The organism is Pelagibius sp. (genome assembly GCF_028289705.1).
In the GTDB taxonomy this organism is placed as follows: Bacteria; Pseudomonadota; Alphaproteobacteria; order Kiloniellales; family Kiloniellaceae; genus Pelagibius.
Map to the genome: position 1 here is coordinate 70,292 of NZ_JANQOI010000017.1, position 23,156 is coordinate 93,447.

Annotated in this window: 20 protein-coding genes; 10 read left to right on the forward strand and 10 right to left on the reverse strand. The window is 65.5% G+C overall.

The features are described 5' to 3' along the window. Nucleotides 1–89: 89 nt before the first annotated feature. Together dgcA and dgcN are read right to left on the reverse strand one after the other, a co-directional pair. Nucleotides 90–1,088 (reverse strand): N-acetyl-D-Glu racemase DgcA, encoded by a 999-nt coding sequence (dgcA, locus tag Q0996_RS01935; RefSeq protein ID WP_299615431.1) that lies wholly within the window; start codon nt 1,086–1,088, stop codon nt 90–92. Between the two features lie 20 nt (nt 1,089–1,108). Continuing rightward, nucleotides 1,109–2,107, reverse strand: a complete 999-nt coding sequence (gene dgcN, locus Q0996_RS01940) for an N-acetyltransferase DgcN (RefSeq protein WP_299615433.1) — start codon at nt 2,105–2,107, stop codon at nt 1,109–1,111. Nucleotides 2,108–2,334: 227 nt separating this feature from the next. Here dgcN and Q0996_RS01945 point away from each other — a divergent pair, with 227 nt between their 5' ends. After that, entirely contained in the window at nt 2,335–3,756 is a 1,422-nt protein-coding gene (locus tag Q0996_RS01945) for an MATE family efflux transporter (protein ID WP_299615435.1), read from the forward strand. A 29-nt stretch (nt 3,757–3,785) separates the two neighbouring features. Here Q0996_RS01945 and Q0996_RS01950 read toward each other — a convergent pair whose 3' ends face one another. The 4 genes from Q0996_RS01950 to Q0996_RS01965 form a co-directional block, all read right to left on the reverse strand. Continuing rightward, entirely contained in the window at nt 3,786–4,193 is a 408-nt protein-coding gene (locus Q0996_RS01950; RefSeq protein ID WP_299615437.1) for a hypothetical protein, read from the reverse strand. 318 nt (nt 4,194–4,511) lie between these two features. Then, a complete protein-coding gene (locus Q0996_RS01955) occupies nt 4,512–6,068 on the reverse strand; it encodes an ATP-binding protein (protein ID WP_299615438.1) in 1,557 nt (518 codons plus the stop codon). Between the two features lie 3 nt (nt 6,069–6,071). Beyond that, nucleotides 6,072–6,842, reverse strand: a complete 771-nt coding sequence (locus Q0996_RS01960; protein ID WP_299615440.1) for a response regulator transcription factor — start codon at nt 6,840–6,842, stop codon at nt 6,072–6,074. Nucleotides 6,843–6,903: 61 nt separating this feature from the next. After that, nucleotides 6,904–7,482, reverse strand: a complete 579-nt coding sequence (locus Q0996_RS01965) for a hypothetical protein (RefSeq protein WP_299615441.1) — start codon at nt 7,480–7,482, stop codon at nt 6,904–6,906. Nucleotides 7,483–8,085: 603 nt separating this feature from the next. On the opposite strand from Q0996_RS01965, the gene Q0996_RS01970 reads away from it, so the two are divergent. From Q0996_RS01970 to Q0996_RS01990, 5 genes are all read left to right on the forward strand, one after another. Beyond that, the gene (locus tag Q0996_RS01970; protein ID WP_299615443.1) at nt 8,086–9,186 is read left to right on the forward strand and encodes a polyamine ABC transporter substrate-binding protein; all 1,101 of its coding nucleotides are present in this window, start codon (nt 8,086–8,088) and stop codon (nt 9,184–9,186) included. An 86-nt stretch (nt 9,187–9,272) separates the two neighbouring features. Next, nucleotides 9,273–10,454: an ABC transporter ATP-binding protein gene (locus Q0996_RS01975; protein WP_299615444.1), complete on the forward strand. Its 1,182-nt coding sequence runs from the start codon at nt 9,273–9,275 to the stop codon at nt 10,452–10,454. A gap of 11 nt (nt 10,455–10,465) precedes the next feature. Then, nucleotides 10,466–11,515 carry an ABC transporter permease subunit gene (locus tag Q0996_RS01980; RefSeq protein ID WP_299615446.1) on the forward strand — a complete coding sequence of 350 codons (1,050 nt, stop codon included), beginning with the start codon at nt 10,466–10,468 and terminating at the stop codon, nt 11,513–11,515. 4 nt (nt 11,516–11,519) lie between these two features. After that, nucleotides 11,520–12,341, forward strand: coding sequence for an ABC transporter permease subunit (locus Q0996_RS01985; RefSeq protein WP_299615447.1), 822 nt, complete (start codon nt 11,520–11,522; stop codon nt 12,339–12,341). Nucleotides 12,342–12,527: 186 nt separating this feature from the next. Continuing rightward, entirely contained in the window at nt 12,528–13,781 is a 1,254-nt protein-coding gene (locus Q0996_RS01990; protein ID WP_299615448.1) for an O-antigen ligase, read from the forward strand. A 35-nt stretch (nt 13,782–13,816) separates the two neighbouring features. Here the strand turns inward: Q0996_RS01990 and cysC are convergent, their stop codons facing one another. The 4 genes from cysC to Q0996_RS02010 form a co-directional block, all read right to left on the reverse strand. Beyond that, the gene (cysC, locus tag Q0996_RS01995) at nt 13,817–15,760 is read right to left on the reverse strand and encodes an adenylyl-sulfate kinase (RefSeq protein ID WP_299615449.1); all 1,944 of its coding nucleotides are present in this window, start codon (nt 15,758–15,760) and stop codon (nt 13,817–13,819) included. A 17-nt stretch (nt 15,761–15,777) separates the two neighbouring features. Next, nucleotides 15,778–16,572: a sulfate adenylyltransferase subunit CysD gene (gene cysD / locus Q0996_RS02000; protein WP_299615451.1), complete on the reverse strand. Its 795-nt coding sequence runs from the start codon at nt 16,570–16,572 to the stop codon at nt 15,778–15,780. 164 nt (nt 16,573–16,736) lie between these two features. Continuing rightward, a complete protein-coding gene (locus tag Q0996_RS02005; protein WP_299615452.1) occupies nt 16,737–17,717 on the reverse strand; it encodes an SDR family NAD(P)-dependent oxidoreductase in 981 nt (326 codons plus the stop codon). 258 nt (nt 17,718–17,975) lie between these two features. Then, nucleotides 17,976–18,548, reverse strand: coding sequence for a 3'-5' exonuclease (locus tag Q0996_RS02010; RefSeq protein ID WP_299615453.1), 573 nt, complete (start codon nt 18,546–18,548; stop codon nt 17,976–17,978). Nucleotides 18,549–18,784: 236 nt separating this feature from the next. On the opposite strand from Q0996_RS02010, the gene Q0996_RS02015 reads away from it, so the two are divergent. The 4 genes from Q0996_RS02015 (at nt 18,785) to Q0996_RS02030 (ending at nt 23,087) form a co-directional block, all read left to right on the forward strand. Continuing rightward, entirely contained in the window at nt 18,785–20,335 is a 1,551-nt protein-coding gene (locus tag Q0996_RS02015) for a hypothetical protein (protein ID WP_299615455.1), read from the forward strand. Between the two features lie 89 nt (nt 20,336–20,424). Further along, nucleotides 20,425–21,114 carry a class I SAM-dependent methyltransferase gene (locus tag Q0996_RS02020; protein WP_299615592.1) on the forward strand — a complete coding sequence of 230 codons (690 nt, stop codon included), beginning with the start codon at nt 20,425–20,427 and terminating at the stop codon, nt 21,112–21,114. 25 nt (nt 21,115–21,139) lie between these two features. Beyond that, nucleotides 21,140–21,988: a PIG-L deacetylase family protein gene (locus Q0996_RS02025; RefSeq protein WP_299615456.1), complete on the forward strand. Its 849-nt coding sequence runs from the start codon at nt 21,140–21,142 to the stop codon at nt 21,986–21,988. A 52-nt stretch (nt 21,989–22,040) separates the two neighbouring features. Next, a complete protein-coding gene (locus tag Q0996_RS02030) occupies nt 22,041–23,087 on the forward strand; it encodes a GNAT family N-acetyltransferase (RefSeq protein ID WP_299615458.1) in 1,047 nt (348 codons plus the stop codon). Nucleotides 23,088–23,156: the final 69 nt, after the last annotated feature.

The window sequence follows — 23,156 nt, forward strand, 5'->3', positions numbered from 1 at the left end:
GCTGTCAACTCTAACGCCTGACGACGCAAGCCTCTGCGCGATACACAAAACGCGAACTCGGAGAGCTGAACCTAAGCTCTGAGCAATACCTAGCCCCAGAGGGCCGCTTCCGGCGGGCTGACCAGGCTGTCGTCGATCCTGAGGGGCGGGGCACGGTCTTCGGCCAGCAGCAGCGGTCCGTCGAGGTCGACCACCGGCACGCCCTGCGCCAGGATCACCGCCGGCGCCATGGCCAGCGAGGTGGCGAGCATGCAGCCGACCATGATGCCGAAACCCTCCGCCTGGGCCGCCGCCTTCAGGCGCAGGGCCTCCGTCAGGCCGCCGGTCTTGTCGAGCTTGATGTTCACCATGTCATAGCACCCCTTCAGGGCCGCCAGGGTTGCGGTGTCGTGACAGGATTCATCGGCGCAGACCGGCACGGGGCGCCGCATCCCGGCCAGGGCCTGATCGTCGCCCGCAGGCAGGGGCTGTTCGATCATCTCCACCCCCAGCACCGCGAGTTGCGGGGCGAGGCGGGCATAGTCGGCAGCCGACCAGCCCTCATTGGCGTCGACGATGATACGTGCATGCGGCGCCTGCTCGCGCACCGCCGCCACCCGGGCCATATCGTCGGGTCCGGCGAGCTTCAGCTTCAGAAGCGGCCGTTCGGCATTGGCCGCGGCCGCCTTGGCCATGTTCTCGACCGTGTCCAGGGACAGCGTGTAGGCGGTCACCACCGGCTGCGGTTCGCTGGCGCCGATCAGCTCCCAATGGCGATGGCCGGCCTGCTTGCTTTCCAGGTCCCAGAACGCGAGGTCGACGGCGTTGCGCGCGGCACCGGGCGCCAAAACCGTCTGCAGCCCCAGGCGGTCCAGGCCGGCCGCCAGCCGCGGCCGCAGGGCCTCGATCTCCGCGATCACGCCCTCCATGGTCTCGCCGTAGCGGGCGTAGGGAACGGCCTCGCCGCGCCCGGTTTTGCCGCCGATGCTGAGCTCGACCAGCACCACGTCGGCCTGGGTCTTGCTGCCCCGCGAAATGGTAAAGCTGCCGCGGATCGGCCAGGACTCTGCGGTGACACTGAGCGCAATGCTGTCTGCGGCCTGAACCATCTGCGGGTGCGCGTGCCGGCCTACTGGAGCCGGTCGACCAGCGGCTTGACCCCCTCGCGGAAGGGATCGACCGTCGGCAACTCGAACTCGTCCTCCAGGCGGCGCAGGTAGGCCTCGATGGCCGAATCGTGCATCTGCGAGGTGTTTACCGCGATGCCGATGAAGTGAACCTTGGGGTTGGTGAGGCGCGCCGCCGCCAGGTTGGCATCGATGCAGGCGGAGAGGGTCGGCAGCGGATAGTCCGGCAGCCCGCGCATGTGCGGGCGCGTCGGCTCGTGACAGAGAATCAGCGCATCGGGCTGGGCACCGTGGAGCAGACCCATGGAAACGCCGGCGAAGGAGGCATGGAAGAGAGAGCCCTGCCCTTCGACGATGTCCCAATGATCAACGTCATTGGCAGGCGAGAGATACTCGACCGCACCGGAGATGAAGTCGGCAACCACGGCGTCGATGGACACGCCACTGCCGGCGATCAGGATGCCGGTCTGGCCGGTGGCGCGGAAGTCCACCTTCATGTCCCGCGCCTTCATCTCCTTCTCCAGGGCCAGGGCCGTGTACATCTTGCCCACTGAGCAGTCCGTGCCGACCGCCAGGATCCTCCTGCCCGAACGTTTCTTGCCGCTGGCCACCTCGAAGTCGCGGTCGGGATGGCGCACATCGAAGAGTTGGCGGCCGTGCTGCTCCGCCGCCGCCTTCAGCACCGGCACGTCGGCCAACCGGTTGTGCAGGCCCGCGGCCAGATCGAAGCCGAGAAGCAACGCCTGCTCGAGCACCGTGATCCAGCTCTCCGAGAACACGCCGCCGCGATTGGCCACACCGATCACCAGCGTCTTGGCACCGGCTTCCCGGGCCGCTTCCAGGGTCATTTCCGGCAGACCCAGGTCAGCCTTGCAGCCCTCCAGGCTGAGTTGGCCGACGCACCAGTCCGGGCGCCAGTGGGCGATGCCCTGAGCGGTCTTGGCGGCGAGCTGGTCCGGCGCGTCGCCGAGAAACAGGAGATACGGATGCTGAATCGCCATCGGCCCCTCGATCCCGTCTTTGCGTGGGGGCTGCCGGCCCCAGCCGCCACAGCCCACTTGATTGATTGCACCTCTGCCCCTGGGGAGAGGATCGTCCCCGGCCCAGAGCCCGGCATCTTAGAAACAACCGGCCGCCGCGCCAAGCCGGACGCAACGGTTTTCGCCGCCCGCGCCCTGGCCTATGCTGGCCGGCCCAAGCAGTTACCATCCAATTCCAGCGATCCGGCATGAGCAACCCGCCCAGGAGGGCAAGGCCCGGCCGCGGGGAAACCGGGCGCCCGCCGGACAGCGGCTGGCAGCCCGGCGACCGGAGCGGCGACTGGCACCGCAGGGTCTGGAGCCTGGCGGGCCCCATCATCCTGGCCAATCTGACGATCCCCCTGGTGGGCGCCGTCGACACGGCGGTTGTCGGCCATCTGCCCGACCCCAAGTTCATCGGCGGCGTCGCGGTCGGCAGCCTGGTCTTCTCTTTCCTGCTCTGGGCCTTCGGCTTTCTCAGAATGGGCACCACCGGCTTTACCGCCCAGGCTTATGGCGCCGGCGACCAGGCCGAGTTGCGCGCCGCCCTGTTGCGGCCCCTGGCGCTGGCCGCCGCCTTCGGCGTGCTGGTCATCCTGCTGCATGGGCCGGTGCGCATCTTGGCGCTCTGGGCCATGGATGCCAGCCCCGCGGTCAGCGCCGAGGCCGCTCTCTACTACGACATCCGGGTCTGGAGCGCGCCTGCGGCCCTGATCAACTTCACCATACTCGGCTGGCTGCTCGGCGTGCAGCGGGCGCGCACGGCGCTCGCCCTGCAGATCGTCCTCAACGGGGTCAACGTCGTCCTGGACCTGGTCTTCGTGCTGGGATTCGGCTGGGGCGTGGCCGGCGTCGCCTGGGCCACCCTGACGGCCGAGTTCACCGCGGCCCTGCTTGGCGGGATCATCCTGCTGCGCATCCTCGGGCGGCTTCCGGACAGGGACGATCTGACCCGTCTTGCGGACCGGAGCCGGCTTCTGGCCCTGTTCAAGGTGAACGTCGACATCTTCCTGCGCAGCGTCCTGCTGCTCTTGGCCTATGGGACTTTCACCTCCACCGGCGCCGGGCTCGGCGATCTGGTGCTCGCAGCCAACGCGGTACTGATGCTGTTCCACACCATCATTGCCTACGGTCTGGACGGCCTCGCCCATGCTGCGGAAATCCTCACCGGCGGCGCCTATGGCGCCCGGAACCGCAGAACCCTGCGCCAGGCGGTCATTGTCAGCGGGCTCTGGTCGTTGGCCTCGGCGCTCTTGCTGACAGTGATCTTCGCCGCCGCCGGCCCGGCCATCATCGCGATCTTCACCGACATTCCGGAGGTGCGGGAAACCGCTAGGGCCTATCTTTGGTGGGTGGTCGTACTGCCGCTCATTTCCGTCTGGAGCTTCTTCCTCGACGGTGTCTTTGTCGGCGCCACCCGCACGGCGGCGATGCGCAACACCGCCTTCCTCTCGCTCTGCTGTTTCCTTGCGGCCATCTGGGTCCTGGTGCCGATGCTTGGCAACGACGGCCTCTGGCTCAGCCTCATGGTGTTCATGGCGGCAAGAGCCGTCACGCTGGGGGCCTGCTATCCCGCTCTGGAGCGCAGCGCCGCGGCGCCGCTTCAGACCAAGAGCAAGATTGAAGCTTGAGGGGGCTCCGCTGGTCCGGACCGCCGGTCCTAGATGAGTGAACCGACGCTGCGCAGCGGGCGCAGCGGCAGATCGAGCAGGGTTTCGAAGATCGCCGTTCCATCGTCGATCGCGGCGGCATCGTAGTGCGTGGCCGCCACACGCAGGGCCCAGGTTGCCAGTCCGCCCCTCTGGAAACCGATGGCGAGACGCTGCCAAAGGACCTGTTCCGCCATCCGGTCATCGTCGATCCCCGGCGGATGGATGAAGATCACGTAGAGCGCGCCGTCCGGCGTCGGGGCGGCGATCAGGGAGGGATCGTCGACCCCCGCCAGGCGGCCGTCGCTGCCCTGGCGCAGCCGAATACAGCACAACGACAGGCGCAGGTGCTGACCGCGCAGGCGCCGCAGGCTGTCCTTGATGCTGTCCGGGATACCGCCCGGGATTGCGCCGGGCACGGAGGGTGCCGGCCGGGCTGTCGGGCCACCCGGCCGGCTGAGGGGAAGCTCGGGGGAGAACCCGAAGGGAGGGGCCGTCAGAACGCTTCCCCTTTCCAGTTCCAAGGACGTCGCCAATCGCGCAGGCACCGCGCCAGCCGAGCCGGCGGGAACGCCAGCGATAGGGGAACCCTGAGAACCGTGTTTGCTCCGCATCGCCTCTACAGTACTCCGTGATACAACTACACGGTGCGTCAATTTTGTGGCTCTGCGGTGCTCAAAATGCGACCAAGTCGCAAATTTTCTGCAATATTTGTAGGTGTTTATATTTTAGGTGCGTTAGGCCGCCAGGGGAAAGCGCATGACCATGGCGAGACCGCCGTCAGGACGATTTTCCGCGCGAACGCTACCACCAATCGCCTGTAAGTTGCGACGAACGATCCATAACCCGATTCCCATGTGTGGTGTGCCCTCGCCGCCGTCCGACGACGGATCGCCGGCCACCGGGGCCGAACGCAGGGAGACATAGCGCTCGAAGATGCGCGTCAGCTCGCCGTGGGGCACGCCGGGGCCGCGGTCCAGCAGCGACAGCTCGGCGCGGTCGTTCACCTTGCGCAGCTCGACGATGATCTTGGAGCCGGTGGGCGAGACCTCGACGGCGTTGTCGATAACGTTCTCCAGGACCGTTTCCAGCAGGTCCTCGCCGGCCAGGACCGAGATGTCCGGCTGCAGCCGCGCATCGAGGATCAGGCGCTGGCTGGCGAAGGTATCGGCATAGGCGGAGAGCATCCGCTCCACCATCTCGGTCAGCACGATGCGCTGGCGCGGCGGATCCAGCAGCTCGGCTGTGGTTTCCTCCAGGCGGCGGGCATAGGCGACCAGATGGTCAAGCCGGTCGATGGAGACCTCCAGCACGTCCATGGCCCGCTGGCCGCGTACCTCGTCCGGCGGCACCATGCGCCGCAGCGGCTCCAGCGACTGCCGCATGATGGCGATCGGCGTCTTGAAGGCGTGGGCGTTATCCTCGGCGGCCAGGCGGATGCTCTCGGCGGAGTCCTGCAGGGCACCGGTCATGCGGTCGAACTCCTCGGCCACCGGCGCCAGCTCCGGCACCCGGTTCTGCTGGGCGAAGCTGACGTGGCCGGACTTGCCGGTGCGGATGCTGCGCGCCAGGAAGCGGAAGCGCATGAGCCCGCGCCAGATGGAGACGAAGAGGCCGATGGTGAAGATCGCCATGGCGAAATAGATCGCCGCGGCAATGCGCACTTCCAGGGTCTTCCAATAGGGCTGATCGATGGATGTGCCGAGGAACTCAGCCGTCGAGTGGGTGGTGATCACCGCCCAACAGCCGGCATCGGTGTTGATCGGCGTGATCGAGGTCAGCAGTTCCTCCTCGCCGGAGGGGCGGCGGTGCCGCAGTGCCATTGACAGCTCGCCCCAGCAGCTCTGGGCGAGGTTGTCGAAGACGCCCCGCTCCACCAGACGGTCGCGCTCCTCGGCCAGTTCGGTGGGCGCGATGGTCGGCCGCGAGGCAACGAAGAAAAAGCTCTCCGCGCCGTATTCGCCGGCCGGCCGGAACAGGATCTTGACCCCGGTCTGGTCGGTGGCGAAGCGGGCGACCTCGTCGTTCAGCAGCGGCAGCGAAGAGACCTCCTGCTGTTCCAGCAGGGGGCGCAGGCTTTCCGCCACCACCCGGCCCTGCTCACGCACGCTTTCCATCAGCAGAAAGCGCTTCTCGGCGTCGGCCTCGCGGAACTGGGTGTAGAGGATGATCGGGACGGCACAGAAGATGATCAGCAGCAGGAAAAGCTTACTGACCAGCGAGCGGAAGGGCAGACTGAAGTAGAAGCTGCCGGGTGCCGGTGGCGGCAGCGATCCTTCCGCCCGTGCGACCACGGCCTAGGCGTCTCCGCCCTTGCCAGCCTGATCGCGCCAGCGATAGCCGAAACCGGGGTAGTTCTCGATACCGTCGAAGGCATCGTCGACGTCGCGGAACTTCTTGCGAATCCGCTTGATGAAGGAGCGGACATTGGCGCGGTAGCCGTCGGGGCCGTAGCCGGCCACGAAGTCCTTGCCGCGGACGATGTCATAGATCTGGCGGTAGGACACGTCGCCGCCCTGCTGGGTGACCAGGAACAGCACGATGGCGAACTCGGTGAGCGTCAGGTCAACCTGCTCGCCCGCCCAAAAGGCGCGGGAGATGTCGGTCTTCAACTCCAGGGGGCCGTTGCGGATGACCGCCGGCGTCTGGCCGCTGCTGTCGGCCGAGGGCTTGACCCCCTCGGTGATCAGCTTCAGCCGCTGGAGGATGATCGGCAGGCGGCGCGACTTGTCGATGAAGTCCACGGCCCCCCACTTCAGGGCTGCTTCTTCATAGATCTCGTCGCTCAAGACCGTCAGAAAGATCACCGGGGTCTGGATGCGGCATTCGCGCATGCGGCGCAGCACCGCCAGGCCGTCCAGGCCGGGCATGCGCCAGTCCAGAAGGACCGCTTCCGCCTCCTCTCCTGACATCATGAACTCGAGGGCGCTCTCGCCGTTGGCGAAGTCGACGACCTCGTAGCCCTCTTCGGCCAGGTTGAGCCCCAGGGATTCTCTGAAAAGGTCATCGTCGTCGACGATGAATACGCGATTGAAAGTAGTTTCTGCCACGACCGGCTGCACAGCCATCATATCTTCCTGCGCCTTGGGCGCCCCCTTTCCTGTTGCCTGCTTATGTCACCTCGCGCCGCTAGCCGCCTCCGGCCGCCCCATTCGACGGCTGCAGGGGGTCTGTGCCTTCTTCGACCCGCTCAGCCTCGGCCTGCGCCAGCAGCTCGCTCAAACAAAGGCGGGCAAACTCGTCCGGCACCGTGTCGCCGTTGGTGTCGCCCTCTGCGCCGCCCTTGACCTTGTATGTCAGGACCCGAAAGTCGCTGCCACCGACCTTCGGATAGAAGAATATATGTAGAACGCAGTTGCTGCCGTTGTAGGCCCAGATCTTGGCCGGCGGTTCTTCGATCAGCAATGCGGGATCGCCGAGCAAGGCCGAGGTGCGCTCAAAGTCGAGGCCCACCAGCGCGTCGGGATCTGCCTGCGGTTCCCGGGTCAGTTCGATCGCCGCTTGGGTCACTTCGGGCTTGCGCTTGGGAAGCGGCGGTGGCGGCTTCAGCTGGACCACCTTCGCTTCCTCAATCTTCGCCGGAAACCTTCCCATGTCGCTCAGTGCCTCATCAACGGACACAGGGCGCACAGTCTCCGGCGCCGGTCCGCGCGCGTCGAGAGCTGGAATGCCCAGTTCTGCACACGCAGAAAGACCCAGCAATGCCATCCCCAGGACCCCGTTTCGGAGTCTCATTATCTTTGTCCTGATCTTCGCTCGCTCCGGCTGGACCGGAACCCTGACAATCGTGAACCGCAAATTCTTAACGAAACCCTAAGGTGATGGCCCAGGACGGAGGTCGTTGGGATCCCGGCGCTGGAATCCTCAAAGAGATCAGCCAAGTGCTTAATATCGAACGGTTCCTGAACAGTGTGACAAATTTGGCGTGAGGTAATCTGGAACCGCAGAAGCACCCGGCATTGCCCTCTCGGAGCACCTGGCGGCCTGCCGCGAGACCGCCGTCCGACCCACCTGCGATACGTTATCGCCTTTGGACTTCAACCCTCAACACCGTTCTTTCGCTGACAAAGACGGCGAAGTTAGGGCAAGGGTCGGGCGGTGAAGTGGCACCACCGCGCCGCGGCCTTTTCTTGGTCACCCCCACGCAGCGGCAAACAGCCGCGTACCGTGGGACGGCCGCGTCTCGCAGGGCTGCGAAGAGGCATTGACAAGCGCATCCCGGGGGCTTGTTATCAAGACGAGGTTGGTCGGGTTGGACCCAATAAAGGCGCAAAGCGCGCCGACATGAAGTCACGAAACAGGGAAACCATCATGAATAGACTGTCGCTTCTTGCGTCTGCCTTCGCCGTTGCTGCCCTGGCGCTGCCTTCTGGGGCGGCGCAGGCTCAAAGTAAAGTCGTCCACGTCTACAACTGGTCCGATTACATCGACGAGACAATCCTGGAGGACTTCGAGAAGGAAACCGGGATCAAGGTCGTCTATGACGTCTACGATTCCAATGACGTATTGGAAACCAAGCTGCTGACTGGTAACAGCGGCTACGACGTTGTTGTGCCCTCCGGCACGTTCCTGGCGCGGCAAATTCAGGCCGGCGTTTATCAAAAGCTCGACCGGTCGAAATTGCCCAATCTCCCCAACATGTGGGGGGTAGTGACCGACCGGACAGCAAAGTACGACCCGGGCAATGCCTATTCCGTGAACTATATGTGGGGCACCACAGGGTTCGGTTACAACGAGGACATGATCCTGGAACGCATGCCTGATGCTCCGGTTGATTCCTGGCGCATGATCTTCGATCCAGACGTGGTTTCGAAGTTTGCAGACTGCGGCGTACACGTGCTTGATGCGTCGGACGAGTTGATTCCCGCAGCCCTCAACTACATCGGCGAGGATCCAGACAGCCAGGACCCCGACGTCATCCGCAAGGCTGAAGATGTGTTGATGGCAATCCGGCCACATATCTTGAAGTTTCATTCATCTGAGTATGTGAACGCTTTGCCGAACGGGGATATTTGCTTGGCACTAGGTTGGTCCGGCGACGTGCTGCAAGCCCGCGACCGGGCCGCCGAAGCCGACAACAACATCAAGATCAACTACGTCGTCCCGAAGGAAGGCGCGCTAATGTGGTTCGACCAGATGGCGATCCCGAAGGATGCGCCTCACCCCGAGGAGGCGCATATCTTCGTCAACTACATCATGAGGCCGGAGGTGATGGCCAAGGCTTCCAACGTTGTCTATTACGCCAATGGAAACAAAGCCTCTCAAGAGTTCCTGAACGAGGATGTCATCGGCGACCTGGCGATCTACCCAACGCCGGAGGCCGTGGCCTCGCTCTACACCACCACGCCCTACGCACCCCGGGTGCAGCGCGTGGTCACCCGGCTTTGGACCAAGGTCAAGAGCGGCCAGTAAGCGGTTGTAACGGCTCCGCCGACGCCGCGGCGGGGCCGTTTCTAGAGCATCAGGACGGCGGACGGCAAAAGCGAGCGGGGGAGTCGATGAGCGATGCCGGAGCAGCCGGGGGAGCGGCGCGCAGCGCGACCGCCCCCGCAGCGCGTCAGCGCTGGGAGCCCTGGAACGATCCCAGCCAGCGCCCCCACGTTGAAATCGTCGATGTGACCAAGCGTTTCGGCGACTTCGTCGCTGTCAACAACATCTCGCTGGACATTTTTCAGGGGGAGTTCTTTTCCCTGCTCGGGCCGTCGGGCTGCGGCAAGACCACGCTCTTGCGCATGCTGGCGGGCTTCGAACTGCCCAGCGAAGGCCAGATCCTGCTGGAGGGGGAAGACATGTCCGGCGTGCCGCCCTACGAGCGGCCGGTCAACATGATGTTCCAATCCTACGCCCTGTTCCCGCACATGAACGTGGAGAAGAACATCGCCTTCGGCCTGAAGCAGGACCGGGTCCCCAAGCCGGAGATCGAACGGCGGGTCGCCGAGGTGATCGAGATGGTGCAGCTCGGCCCCTTCGCCCGGCGCAAGCCCCACCAGCTCTCCGGCGGCCAACGCCAGCGCGTGGCCCTCGCGCGCTCTCTCGTCAAGAAGCCGAAGATGCTGCTGCTCGACGAACCGCTGGGGGCGCTGGACAAGAACCTGCGCACCCAGACCCAGTTCGAGCTGATGAACATCCAGGAAGAGACCGGCATCACCTTCGTGATCGTCACCCACGATCAGGAAGAGGCGATGACGGTATCCAGCCGGATCGCGGTGATGGATCACGGCAAGATCGTGCAGGTCTCCACCCCGGCAGAGCTCTATGAGTACCCGGATTCCCGCTACGTGGCAGATTTCATTGGAGAGGTGAACATCCTGGAAGGCCATGTCGAGGCCCGGGAGGGCGACCATCATCTGGTGCAAAGCAGCGAGGCCGGCTGCACGGTGCGGACCGGCCCCAGCGGCGAGGAACCGGCCGGCCGCCAGGTCTGGATCGCCATTCGCCCGGAAAAGCTGCAGATCTCCCTTGAGGCGCCCGACGATCAGTCGACCAACTGCATGGCAGGAGAGGTCTGGGATATCGGCTACCTCGGCAACCTCTCGATCTATCACGTGAAGCTGGACAGCGGGAAAATGGTGACGGCGACCCAGGCCAACATGGCTCGCCTGATCGAACGGCCGATCACCTGGGAGGACCGGGTCTATCTGACCTGGGCGCCGGATGCCGCCGTCGTGCTGCTGAGCTGAGCGGTCGCCCCTTGTCCAAGCCCGAAGACAGCCCCAGCCAAGGCACCCCCAGCCAAGGCCCCAAGGTCGCCTACATGAGCGGGCGCGATGCAACCGCCGGCGGCCTGGCCGGAGTCCATCAGCGCCTGCTTCTGATCCCGCCCTACCGGCTGCTGGCCGCCCTGCTCAGGCGTATCGGCCTCACGGGACACGGCCTGGTCATCGCGGTGCCCTACCTCTGGCTGCTGGCCTTTTTCCTGGCGCCCTTCCTGATCGTCCTGAAGATCAGCTTTGCCGAAGTCATCATCGCCCAGCCCCCCTACACGCCGCTCTTCGAGTTCGTCGAGGACGGCTTCATCTCCATCAAGGCCAGCCTGGAGAACTATCTGTTCCTGCTGGAGGACAGTCTCTACTGGAAATCCTACCTCTCCTCCCTGCGCATCGCGCTGATCTCCACAGCGCTGGCCCTGCTGCTGGGCTATCCCATCGCCTACGCCATGGCGCGAGCGCCCAAGCGCTGGCGCTTCGCGCTTCTGATGATGGTGATCCTGCCGTTCTGGACCTCCTTCCTGATCCGCGTCTACGCCTGGATCGGCATTCTGAAGAAAGAGGGCCTCTTGAACCTGGCGCTGATCGAGCTGGGCCTCATTTCGGAACCGCTGACCATCCTCAACACCGACATCGCGGTCTTCATCGGCATCGTCTATTCCTACCTGCCCTTCATGGTGCTGCCGCTCTACGCCAACCTGGAGAAGATGGACCTCAGCCTGCTGGAGGCGGCCGCCGACCTGGGCTGCCGGCCGGCCAAGGCCTTCTGGGTGATCACCGTGCCCCAGTCCATACCCGGCATCATCGCCGGCTGCTTCCTGGTCTTCATCCCCGCGGTCGGGGAGTTCGTCATCCCCGACCTGCTCGGCGGCTCCGAGACGCTGATGATCGGCAAGACGCTCTGGTCGGAGTTCTTCAACAACCGCGACTGGCCGCTGTCCTCCGCCGTGGCCGTAGTCCTGCTGCTGGTGCTGGTCATTCCCATCGTGCTGTTCCAGCGCATGCAGGAACGCAGCGCCCAGGCCGGGGGCTGATCCCATGAAACAGGGACTGACCTGGTTCAACCTCGGCTCGCTGGCCATCGGCTTTCTGTTCCTCTATCTGCCCATCGCCCTGCTGGTGATCTACAGCTTCAACGAGTCGCGCCTGGTCACGGTCTGGGCCGGCTTCTCGACCAAGTGGTACGGCGAGATGCTGCGCAATGAGTCCCTGATGAACGCAGCCTGGGTCACCCTGAAGGTGGCCTTCTTCGCCTCCACCATCGCCACCGTGCTGGGGACGCTGTCAGGCCTGATCATGGCCCGCTTCGGGGCCTTTCGCGGCCGCACCCTGTTTTCCGGGATGATCTACGCGCCGCTGGTAATGCCCGAGGTGATCACCGGGCTTTCCCTGCTGCTGATGTTCGTCGCCATCTCTCTGGACCGCGGCATGGTGACCGTCACCATCGCGCATACCACCTTTGCCATGTGCTATGTCGCGGTGGTGGTGCAGTCGCGCCTGGTCAGCTTCGACCGCTCGATCGAGGAAGCGGCCATGGACCTGGGCTGCCCGCCGGGGCAGACCTTCCTCAAGATCACCCTGCCGGTGATCGCGCCGGCAGTGGTCGCCGGCTGGCTGCTGTCCTTCACCCTCTCCCTCGACGACTTGGTCATCGCCAGCTTCACCACCGGGCCCGGCGCCACCACCCTGCCGATGAAGATCTACAGCCAGGTGCGCCTGGGCGTCACGCCGGAGATCAACGCCGTCTGCACCATCCTGGTGGGCTTGGTGGCCACCGGCGTTCTGGCCGCCTCCATCGTGACCCGCCGCCAGGAACTGCGCCGGGAACAGGAAGAGCGGGAGGCGCTGGCGGCGCCTTAGAATCTTTCATGTTTTGACGGCACCGGCCCGCACCCCTTCCCGGCCACCCCCCGATTGTTTCAATGGGCGATTATCCTAGTGGGTGGCCGGGTGGGGGCGCGGGCCGGAACCGTTTCGACGTCAGTCGAAAACACTTGGCCCGCCAGGGAGTTTTCCCGGGCCGCGCAATTCGCTACAAGTCCTGCCGTGTCCGCACTCCTGGAACCTCTTGCCGGTACCCGAAGCCGCCACGACCGCCTCGCCGTGGTCCTTTCGCTCTTCGGCCTGCTGTTGCCGCTGCTCGGCCTGCTTGCGCCCAAGGCCGTGGTGCCGCTCGTCCTGGTGACGGCAGGCCTCGCCGCGGTGCTCCTGGGCAGGCGGGCCCTGCCCTGGCAGATCATGGACCGGCCCATTACTCTGGCCTTCGGGCTCCTGACCCTCTGGTGTCTGATCGCTTCGCTCTGGACCTTCGCCCCCGGCGAAGCAGCGGCGCTGGCGCTACGCGTCGCTGTTCTTTTGCTGGTCTTGATTTACCTCTGCGCGCTCGCGGCAAGCCTCGACCATCGACAGCGGCGTGTCGCCGCCCTCGGCTTTGCTCTCGGCATGGCGCTGACCGTCGTTTTGGTGGTCGTCGAGTTCAGCTTCGGCTTCCCGGTCTCTTCGGCGCTCAAGGGCGACCTCGACCGCGCCGCCTTTAACTACGAGTATCATGCCTTTTCGCGCCTCAACCGAGGGATTTCGGCGCTGGCAATTCTGATCTGGCCGCTGGCGGCCCTGTGCTGGGATCGCGGCTGGCGGGCCCGTGCCCTCGCCCTACCGTCGGCCCTGTTCGCGCTCGTCATGGCATCCCAGTCATCCGCCGCGCTCCTCGGCCTTGGGTTGGGGATTCTCGCCGCAGCCATCGCGGCCCTGGGGCGCAGGGCCGGGCGCCTGGTCCTGGCGCTGGCAGTGGCCGGCGCCCTTTTGGCGGGCCCGGGCTTTGCCAAACTGATGAAAGCGGCGGAGTTGGACCAAGCCAGCTATCTCAGCGAAACGGCCAACTACCGGGTGCACATCTGGGACTTCGTCGCCGACCGCATACTGGAGCGCCCGCTCTTCGGCTGGGGGTTCGACTCCTCACCATCGATCCCGACCGAAGGTGTGACCCCGTTCAGGGCCGACAAGAACGTCATCCCCTCCCACCCCCACAACGGGCCGCTGCAGATCCTCCTCGAACTGGGCTACGTCGGCGGCACCTTGACCATCGCGGTGCTGTTCCTGCTTGGCCGAAAGCTGGACGGCCTGCCGGCGCCGGTGCGGGTTTGCGGTCAGGCTATGTTCATCACCATTCTTGCAATTGCGTCGAGCGCCTACGGCCTGTGGCAAAGCCATTGGCTGACCATGATGGGCGCCGCAGCGATGATTTTGGTGTTGGCTCTGCCCAGTAGCCCCGACGAACGGAAGACGGCCCCGCCCGACTGAGAAGGCCGGCGGATCCCTGTAATGGCCTACGGGACTTAGTCGGCGCGCTTCTTCAGGGTGAAGGCGTCTTCGATATACCTGATGATGCGGCCGACGGACTCGGAGACATCCTCGACTGCCGTGTCGACGACGAGATCGGGCGATTCCGGCGGCTCGTAGGGGGCAGAGATACCGGTGAACTGCGGGATCTCGCCGGCACGCGCCTTTTTGTAGAGGCCCTTGGGATCGCGCTGCTCACAGGTCTCCACGTCGGCCTTGATGAAGATCTCGTGAAACCGTCCCGGTGCCGAGGCACGGGCACGGTCACGATCCACCCGGTAGGGCGAGATGAAGGCGGTGATACAGATGATCCCGGAATCGGCGAAAAGCGCCGCGGCCTCGCCCACACGGCGGATGTTCTCGGTGCGATCCTCCGGCGAGAAACCAAGGTTGGCGTTCAGCCCCCGCCGCACGTTGTCGCCATCCAGCACGTAGACCTGATAGCCCCTGGCGAAGAGCCGCTGCTCGACCTCCATCGCCAGGGTGGACTTGCCGGCGCCGGACAGGCCGGTGAACCACAGCACGCCACCGTGGTGGCCGTTGCGCGCGGCGCGGGAGTCGGCGGTCAGGCTGTGCTCGACCGATATGACGTTGGTGGACTTCACGGCGATCGCCTGGCGCTGGTCCGGCAGTCCTTCCATGAAAATCACGCCGCCGCCGACGGTGTCGTAGTCCTCGACCAGCACGAAGCGGCCGGTCCTGGAGAGATCGCCATAGTCGTCCAGGGCGAGCACATGGCGGCTGTAGAGGGTCACCTCGGCCACGGCATTGCGCTCGACCGCATCGCCTGGGCTGTTCTGCAGGGTCTGGGTATCGACGATGCGTTCGATCGACTTCACCCGGACCTCGGCTTCCTGGGTCAGCAGCTTCAGCTTGTAGCTGTCGCCTTCCTTGAGCGGCTTGTGGCCGAGCCAGAAGAGCCGCGCGTGGAAAGTGGTGCTGAGCTTCGGCGGGTTCTCCGTGTGACTGACGACTTCGCCGCGCTCGACGAAGAGCTGCTCGTCCAGGGTGATGCCCACCGACTCCCCCGCCGCCGCCGTGTCGGGGGCGCTGCCCTGCGGCCAGGCCTCGATGGAGCGGACCTTCGCGGTCTTGTTGGACGGCGAGAAGAGCACCGTGTCGCCGACGGAGATGGCACCGGACTCGATCCGCCCGGCCAGGACGCGCCGGGCATCGAACTTGTAGACGTCCTGAATGGGCATCCGCAGCGGCTGGGCGCCGATGCCCGGATGGCCATGGAAGCCGTCCAGGGCCGAGATCACCGTCGGCCCGTCGTACCAGGGCGTCCGCTCTGAGCGGCCGGCAATGTTGTCGCCGCCGCGCGCGGAGATGGGCACGATCACCAGGGGGGCCGAGCCGATGGACTTCAGATAGTCGGAGATCTGCTGCGAGACTTCGTCGAAGCGCGCCTGGCTGTAATCCACCAGGTCCATCTTGTTGATCACCACGGCGATCTGCTGAACGCCCAGCAGGTGCAGGAGATAGGCGTGGCGGCGGGACTGCTCACGCACGCCCTCTTCCGCATCCACCACCATGATCGCCGCATCGGCGCTGGCGGCGCCGCTGACCATGTTCTTGAGGAACTCGCGGTGACCCGGCGCGTCGATGATCACATAGTCGCGCAGCGCGGTCTTGAACCAGATCTGCGTGGTGTCGATGGTCACCGCCTGGTCGCGTTCGGCCTGGAAGGCATCCAGGATGAAGGACCACTCCACCTCCATGCCGCGGCGCGCGGAAACCTCTTTGAGCTCCTCGAACTTGCCCGGCGGCAGGGAATCGGTGTCGTGCAGCAGCCGGCCGATCAGCGACGACTTGCCGTGGTCGACGTGGCCGACGATCACGATGCGGTGGAGCGCGCGCTCACCGACCGTTTCGTCCTCGCCCGGCAGAGCCAGGTTTTCCGTCGCATCTTCAGGCAAGGTGGTGCTGTCCTCGCTCATTGCTGGGCCGCTCCCGTCTACATGTAGCCGGTGGCGCGCAGGCGCTCAAAGGCGTCTTCGCGCTCGTGGTCCATGGCCCGGCCGGCCCGTTCCGCCGTCTTGGTGGTCTGCAGCTCGGCGATGATATCGTCGAGGGTGGCCGCATCGGAGTCGATGGGGTGGGTGATGTCCTCGTCGCCCAGGGAGCGATAGCGCTTGCCGTCGCGCGCGAAGTAGAGCGGCACGATGGGAATGCCCTCGCGCCGGGTATAGAGCCAGATGTCCAGCTCCGTCCAATGCAGCAGCGGGTGGATGCGGATGTGGGCGCCGGGCGGGAAGTCGGTCTTGTACTGGTCCCAGAACTCCGGCGGCTGGTCGCGGAAGTCCCACTGGCCGGTCTCGTCGCGGGGGCTGAAGACCCGCTCCTTGGCCCGGGTGGCCTGTTCGTCGCGGCGGATGCCGGCGATCACCGCCCGCAACTCATACTTCGCAATGGCCGTGCGCAGCCCCTCGGTCTTGCGCGCCGCCGAGCGCGCCGCCGGCGGCAGGCTCGGGTCGACCGCCTCGATGGGCGGGCATTCCTCGCGGCGGAAGTCGAGCTTCCACTCCGCCGCATAGCGGTCGCGGAAGGCGTACATCTCCTTGAACTTCTTGCCGGTGTCCACGTGCATCACCGGAAAGGGCACATGGCCGAAGAAGGCCTTGCGCGCCAGCCACAGCATCACGTTGGAATCCTTGCCGAGAGACCACAGCATGGCCAACGGCTCGATGCGGTTGTAGGCCTCGCGCAGGATGTAGACGGATTGGGCTTCCAGTTCGTCCAAACGGTCCATCTTGGAAGACTTCCTTGGGAAGATGCTGCAGGCGCGAAGGGCTTAGCGCCTTTGCCAACGCGAATCAAGGTTCATAAGGGGGTGGAGGATAGCCGACCTATGGTTAACACAGGCCTAGTCTGCTTCCCGCGGCGGCGCCGAAAATGCTTTGGAAAATGAGAGCGTTAGACGCGGTGGTAGTCGCGGTACCACTGCACGAAGCGCGGAATGCCCTGGTCTATGGTCACCCGCGGCTCGAAGCCGAGATCGCGGCGCGCCGGCTCGATATCCGCGTAGGTCTCCTTGACGTCGCCCGGCTGCATCTCGGCGAACTCGCGGATGGCCTTGCGCCCGCAGGCCTCCTCGATCAGTTCGACGAAGCGCAGCAGCGGTTCGGAGCGGTGGTTGCCGAGGTTGTAGACGGCATTCGGCGGCTGTCCGTTCTGCGCCTGGGGCGGCCGGTCAACGACGGCCAAAACGCCGGCGACGATGTCGTCGATGTAGGTGAAGTCGCGGCGCATGTCGCCGTGGTTGAAGATGCGGATCGGCTGCCCTTCGAAGATGGCCCGGGTGAAGATGTAGGCCGACATGTCCGGCCGGCCCCAGGGCCCATAGACGGTGAAGAACCGCAGCCCGGTGCTGGGCAGCTCATAGAGGTGGGTATAGCAGTGGGTCATCAGCTCGTCGGCGCGTTTGGTGGCGGCGTAGAGTGAGATCGGCTGATCGACCCGCTGGTCGACGGAAAAGGGCAGTTCCTTGTTGCCGCCGTAGACCGACGAGGACGACGCATAGACGAAGTGGCGCAGCTTGGTCAGCCGCCGGGCCAGTTCCATCATGCAGAGATGGCCCATGAGGTTCGTCTGTATGTAGGCGAAGGGATTTTCCAGCGAGTAGCGCACCCCGGCCTGGGCGGCCAGGTGAACCATCTCGGTCACCTCCGGGAACTCCTTGGCGAGCCCGAGCACCGCGTCCTTGTCGGAAATGTCCAACTGACGGAATGTGAAACCATTGTGACCGGAGAGGCGATCCAGCCGCGCCTGCTTCAGCGCCGGATCGTAATAGTCGTTCAGGTTGTCGACTCCGATGACTGCCTGGCCGCGCTCGATCAGCCGGCTGGCCACATGAAACCCAATGAAACCGGCAGCACCGGTCACGATGATGGACATTGGCTTCCTTTCATTGGGGCTCTCCACGCGCGCCGGGCGGCACGGACAGGCCCCTGTCCTATCGGTTCGACACCACCTGTCTGATCAGCCCCGACTCTGGTAGCCCCGGCCGGCCCGCCAGGGCGCGGACAATCCCTGCGGCTTGTGGATTTCTCGGGGGTCAACTAGCAGGTCTCGGCAGCGAGGCAAAGTCTCAAAGTCGCGACGCTTGGAACCCGGCCTGCCGCCGGCTCCATCACTGGGTTCTACGCGGGGGCTTTAGAGGGCCTCGGCCACGCCGGTTCGGAGGATCCGGACCACCGAGCGTGCATCGTCGATGGCCCGGTGCGCGGTGCCCTCAGGCGGCAGGCCCACCTTCCTGAGAGCGCCGTCCAGCCCCATCCCGCGCCGAAGCTTGAGGTGCTTGGCAAAGGCTTCCTTGACGTTCACGTAAGGCAGGGCCTCGAAGGGGTTGTCGATTCCGTGCTTGGCGCAGTCCCGGCCGATCTGCGCGCCGTCGTAATTGCCCCAGGCAGCCAGGGTGAAATCCCCCGCCTCTGTAGCCCAGCGGTGGAACGCCTGCAGGGCTTCGGGAAACCGCGGCGCAGAGTCGACGTCGGACTGGCGGATCGTGGTCAGCTCGGTACAGAAGGCCGAGAGCTTCGGCGCCATGAAGGGCCGCACGAAGGTTTGAAACTCGGGCGTCATGGTGCCCGGAGTCTCAGGCGCCTCATCCGGGCCGGGCAGGCTGAACCGAACGGCGCCGATTTCGATGATTTCCGAGGGAGCCTGCTCCTTGCCCCGGTGCCAGCAGGTTGCCTCCAGGTCAAAGACCACGTAGCGCTTTGCCATCTTAAACTTCTGACCGGCGGTTTCCGGCCCTGACAGTTCCTTCAATTCACGCCGCATATAGCCCGCAAGATAAACACAAATCAATGAAATTGTTCGGCTTTTCAAATTTCTGTTCATAATCAGAACATTGACAGAGGCAACCCTTCGAGAGTAGACAGAGCCAACGGGCGGGCCGGGCGCCGAGTCCCGCCGGATGCGTGCACCCGGCTTCCAATCCGGCACGTCAAAGGGAAACCATGCAAGCTGCCGCGATCCTCTATTTGGTCGACACGATGTTCGGCAACCGCTTCTGGTTCCCGCTGTTCGAGCGCGCCCATGCGGCCGGCGGCTACGCGGTCGATGCGGTCTGCTTCCAAAAGCATCAGCGCAAGTCGTTTCAAACCCTTGCCTGTTGTCGGCATGTCTATCCCGAACCCGAGTTCGTCTATGGCTACGCGGAGCTTCCGGACCGGCCGGACCCCGAGCTGGCTGACTGGGTACGGGATTTCGAGCGGGAAGCGGGCTGCCTGATCACCGATCTGATTCAGGCCGACCGCCATGTCGGCCTCGGGTTCCAGCAGGCCGGCCTCAACAATCCCGAGACCCATAACCGGCGCAAGGCCGCCTACTGGCGCACGCTGCGCTACATCAGGCAGCTCGACGGCTATGTCGAGGAGATCCTCGACCGCTCCGCCCCGAGCCTGGTGGTCACCTCGGTGGTCGCCGATCTCTACAGCAAGCTGATCTGCGCCAAGGCCCGGGCCCGCGGCATCCCCATCAGAATGTTCAACTCGCTGCAGGTCGGCAGCCTTTATGGCTGGTATCACGACGAGTACTGGACCCATCCGCCTCTGAGACACGCCCTGCAAGGCAAGATCGACGCGGCCCCACCGCAACTGGTCACCCCACCCGTGGGCAGCGGAACGCCGGAAGGCGCCAATCAGGATCTCGAGCCGGTTTACGCCACGCACTACCTGGCGAAGCTGAAGGCCGGCCTGGGCCTGCGCGCGCTGCTGCGCAGCCTGGTCCAGGAGGCAAAGCGATCGCTTGGCAATCTCAAAACGAAACGCCCCGACCGCCCGAGCTTCCTTGAGGCCGCCAAGCTGCAACTCCGCATACGACGCCAGTTCAGGGAGCTGGAACGGCGCGTGGGACAGCAGCCGGAGGAACTGCCCGAGCCCTTCGTGCTCTACGCGCTCCACAAGGAGCCGGAGGCCTCGACCATGGTCAAGGCGCCGGAGTTCAACAATCAGCTCGCGATCATCGACCTGGTGGCGCGCGCGCTGCCCGGCGGCTACACGCTGCTGGTCAAGGAGAGCATGGTGTCCCTCGGCTTCCGCTCCCAGGGCTTCTATCAGGCCGTTTCCGAGTTGCCCAACGTGCAGCTCGTCATGCCGGACCGCCGGGCCAGCGATCTTCTGCCGATGGCCGCCGCAACGGTGGTGATCACCGGCACAGTCGGGCTGGAAGCGGCAAGGGCCGGCATCCCGGTTCTCTCCTTCGGCACGCGGAACAACTACGATCCCATCGAGCACGTCCACGTCGTCACCGACTTCCTGCAGGTTCGCGCGAAGCTGGCCGAACTGCTCGCGGAGGTTCCGGAGACCACAAAGCAGCGCCGCGCGCGCCAGGCCCGGCTCTACGACGAGGCCGCCGCCGAGCTGGGGATCGAGATCGGGGAGTTCTTCGAGGCCAAACGCCGCAGCTCGGCACCGGTCGCCGAGCATGTCATCGAGCGCGCCATCGACCTGCTGTTGGCCTCGCTCTCCAGCACGCCACAGCCGGCGCGGAGGGTTTCGCAATCGTAAGGGACCAGAACCTGGAGATCTGGCAGACTGGCGGGCTGGTCGGCGACTACCTCGAGCGCTCGGAGCTCTACCCCGGCGAAGAGCGTTTTCTGAGCGACCATGCCGAGGAACTCAAGACCGCCAAGCTGCTCGACATCGGGGTCGGCGCCGGGCGGACCACCGCGCGCTTTGCCGCCGCCGTGCGGGACTATGTGGGTGCCGACTACTCTCCTTCCATGGTCGAGGCGGTCACCCGCAAGTTTGCCGGCAAGCTGGAGAACGCCCGCTTCGAGCAGGCCGACGCCCGGGATCTCGGCAACCACGCCGAGGGCAGCTTCGATGCCATCCTCTTCAGTTTCAACGGCCTCGACACCCTGGGCGCCGAGGAGCGAGCGATGTTCCTGGACGAGGCCCGGAGGGTCCTGCGGGACGATGGCCTGCTGGCCTTTTCCTCCCACAACCTCAGCGCCCTGGACCAGGTGTTCCGCTTCAAGCGCGCCAGATCGGTGGCCAAGCTGATCGAACACACCAAGCGCAAGGCGATCCAGCTTTCGCGCAATCCGCCGCTGTCCAAACTGATGGCCCGGGATTGGGCGCTGGTCTACGACGGCACCCACGGCAAGCTGTTGCGCCACTACTATGTGACGCCGCCGGCCCAGGTGCGCCAACTGGCCGAGCACGGCTTCGGCGAGATCCGGGTGATCGACACCAAAACCGGCGACGAGTTGGAGCCGGACTCCCGGGCCGCAGCGCGAGCGCGCTGGCCCTACTTCTTCGCCCGGGCCCAGAAGCGCGCCTGAGCCATGTCTGGCGGTTGGTGAGCGGATGCTGAGACTTCTGAAGCGCACGGGACGGCGGCTGGTGGCGGGTCTGGCCTCGCCGGCACCCAGCGCGGAGCTCTGGAAATCCGTGGCGGAGCTGCAACATGCGGCCAGGGTGGTGGATCTGGCGCGCCGGCGCGCGCTTTTCACCCCCCAGCTCACCGAGGCGCCCAAGGACCAGCGCGTTGTCGTCATCGCTCCGCATCCGGACGACGAGGTGATCGGCTGCGGCGGCACCCTGATCCTGGCGCGCCGGCACGGCTGCGCCGTCCGGGTCGTCTATCTGACCTCCGAAGGCTTCCAGGGCGCCGAGCAGCGGGTCGCCGAGGCGCGGCAGGTCTGCACCCACCTGGGGGCCGAGGCGGTGTTCCTGCCGTTCGTGCCCGGCCGGATCCCGATCACCGAGGACGCGGCGCGGCAGTTGGCCGAGGCCGTCGAGGCCTTCTCGCCCGGCCACATATTCCTGCCCTTCATCCTCGACGATCACGACGATCACCGCCGCGCCATCGAATTGTTTCGCGCGGCGGCCGGCTCCGGCCATCTGCGCGGTGAGCCAATGCTCTGGGCCTACCAGGTCTACAGCGGCGCGCCCCTGCCGAACGTCGTCGACATCTCCGAGGCGGCGTCAGAAAAGCGCACCGCCATTGCCTTCTACCGCTCGGAGATGGAAAAGCGGCACTGGGCCCACTATGCCCTGGGGCAGAACGCCGCCGCGTCCCGGTTTCTGCCCTCCAGCGCCAGGGAACACTACGCAGAGTTGTTCTTCCGCTCGACGCTGGAGGACTACCTGGCGCTGGCGGACACCTACTTCGCGCAAGGTAACACCTACCACCGCAGCTACCGGGACGGCTGACGCGGTGGCCCCTCGACCCCCTTCGATTGCGCGCGCCGGGAGCGCCCGCTAGGTGACGGAGCTCAGGGTTCTGACCGCACGCAACGAAGAGGTGGCGCCGCTGCTGAAGACCCTGGAGGGCTATGGCGCCCCCGCGCATTGCCTTGCCGCCCCCGCGTGGCTTCCGGTGCTGTCCAAGGCCTATGGGGTCGAGACCGTCTTCTTCCATCTGCGCGAAGCCGATGGCCGGCGGATCGCCGGCCAGCTTCCCGCCTACTACGGGAAGGGGGGCAAGGCACTCTACGGCCTGCGCTACGGCCTGCGGGCCCGCAGCGCGCAACAGGCCGAAGCGCTTCTGAAGAGCGCTGAGGACTTCGCCAGAACCAACGGCCTGGCGAAGATCGACCTTGGACTGGAGGCGGGCCTGGCCTTGACGCATGCCGATGTTATCACGGCGGCAACGTTTTCCTTCGATCTGAGCGGCTGCCGCGGAGAGGACGATCTCTGGCCGCTTCTGTCCCAGAGCGGCCGGCGCGCCCTGCGCGCGGCCCTGCGCAGCGACCAGCGCCCGTGCAGCGGCTGGGAGCACTTTGACGCCGCCTTTCGGCTGTATCGGGAGGCCATGGCGCCCAAGGGCGTGAGGGTGCACAGCGAAGCTTTCCTGCGCGCAATCGCCGAAGGCTTCCCCGACAGCTTCGTGCCGCTGGTCTGCTATGAAGACGAGACCCCCGTCGCGTCTGCCTTCCTGCTGCTCGGCGAGGACGTCGGCGCCTATCTCTATGGCGGCACCACCGCGCGCGGCACCGACCTCAGGTCGGCAACGCTGCTCTACTTCACCATGATGAAGCTCTGCCAGGAACGCGGACTGGCCTGCTTCGATGCCGGCGAGTCGGCGCAAGGCAGCGGCACCTTCGAGTTCAAGCGGCGCCTGGGGGGCCGGCAGGTCGAGATCTGCTACCTGCGCAAAACGGTCAGCGGCCAAGGCAGTCTCGGGGCGGCGGCAGCCCGGCAGGTCTCGCGCCTCACCGCCGGGCTCGCCCGCGCGGCCGCCAAGGGGCCCTTGGCGGCCCTGGCCCCCCGTGGCGGCGGACAGAACATCACCGCGCGGCGGATCATCTGAGGCCTTGCAGGTCGATTTCTGCATGGGCAGATCCGTGCCCCGGAAGCCATCCGGCATCCAGCCTCACGG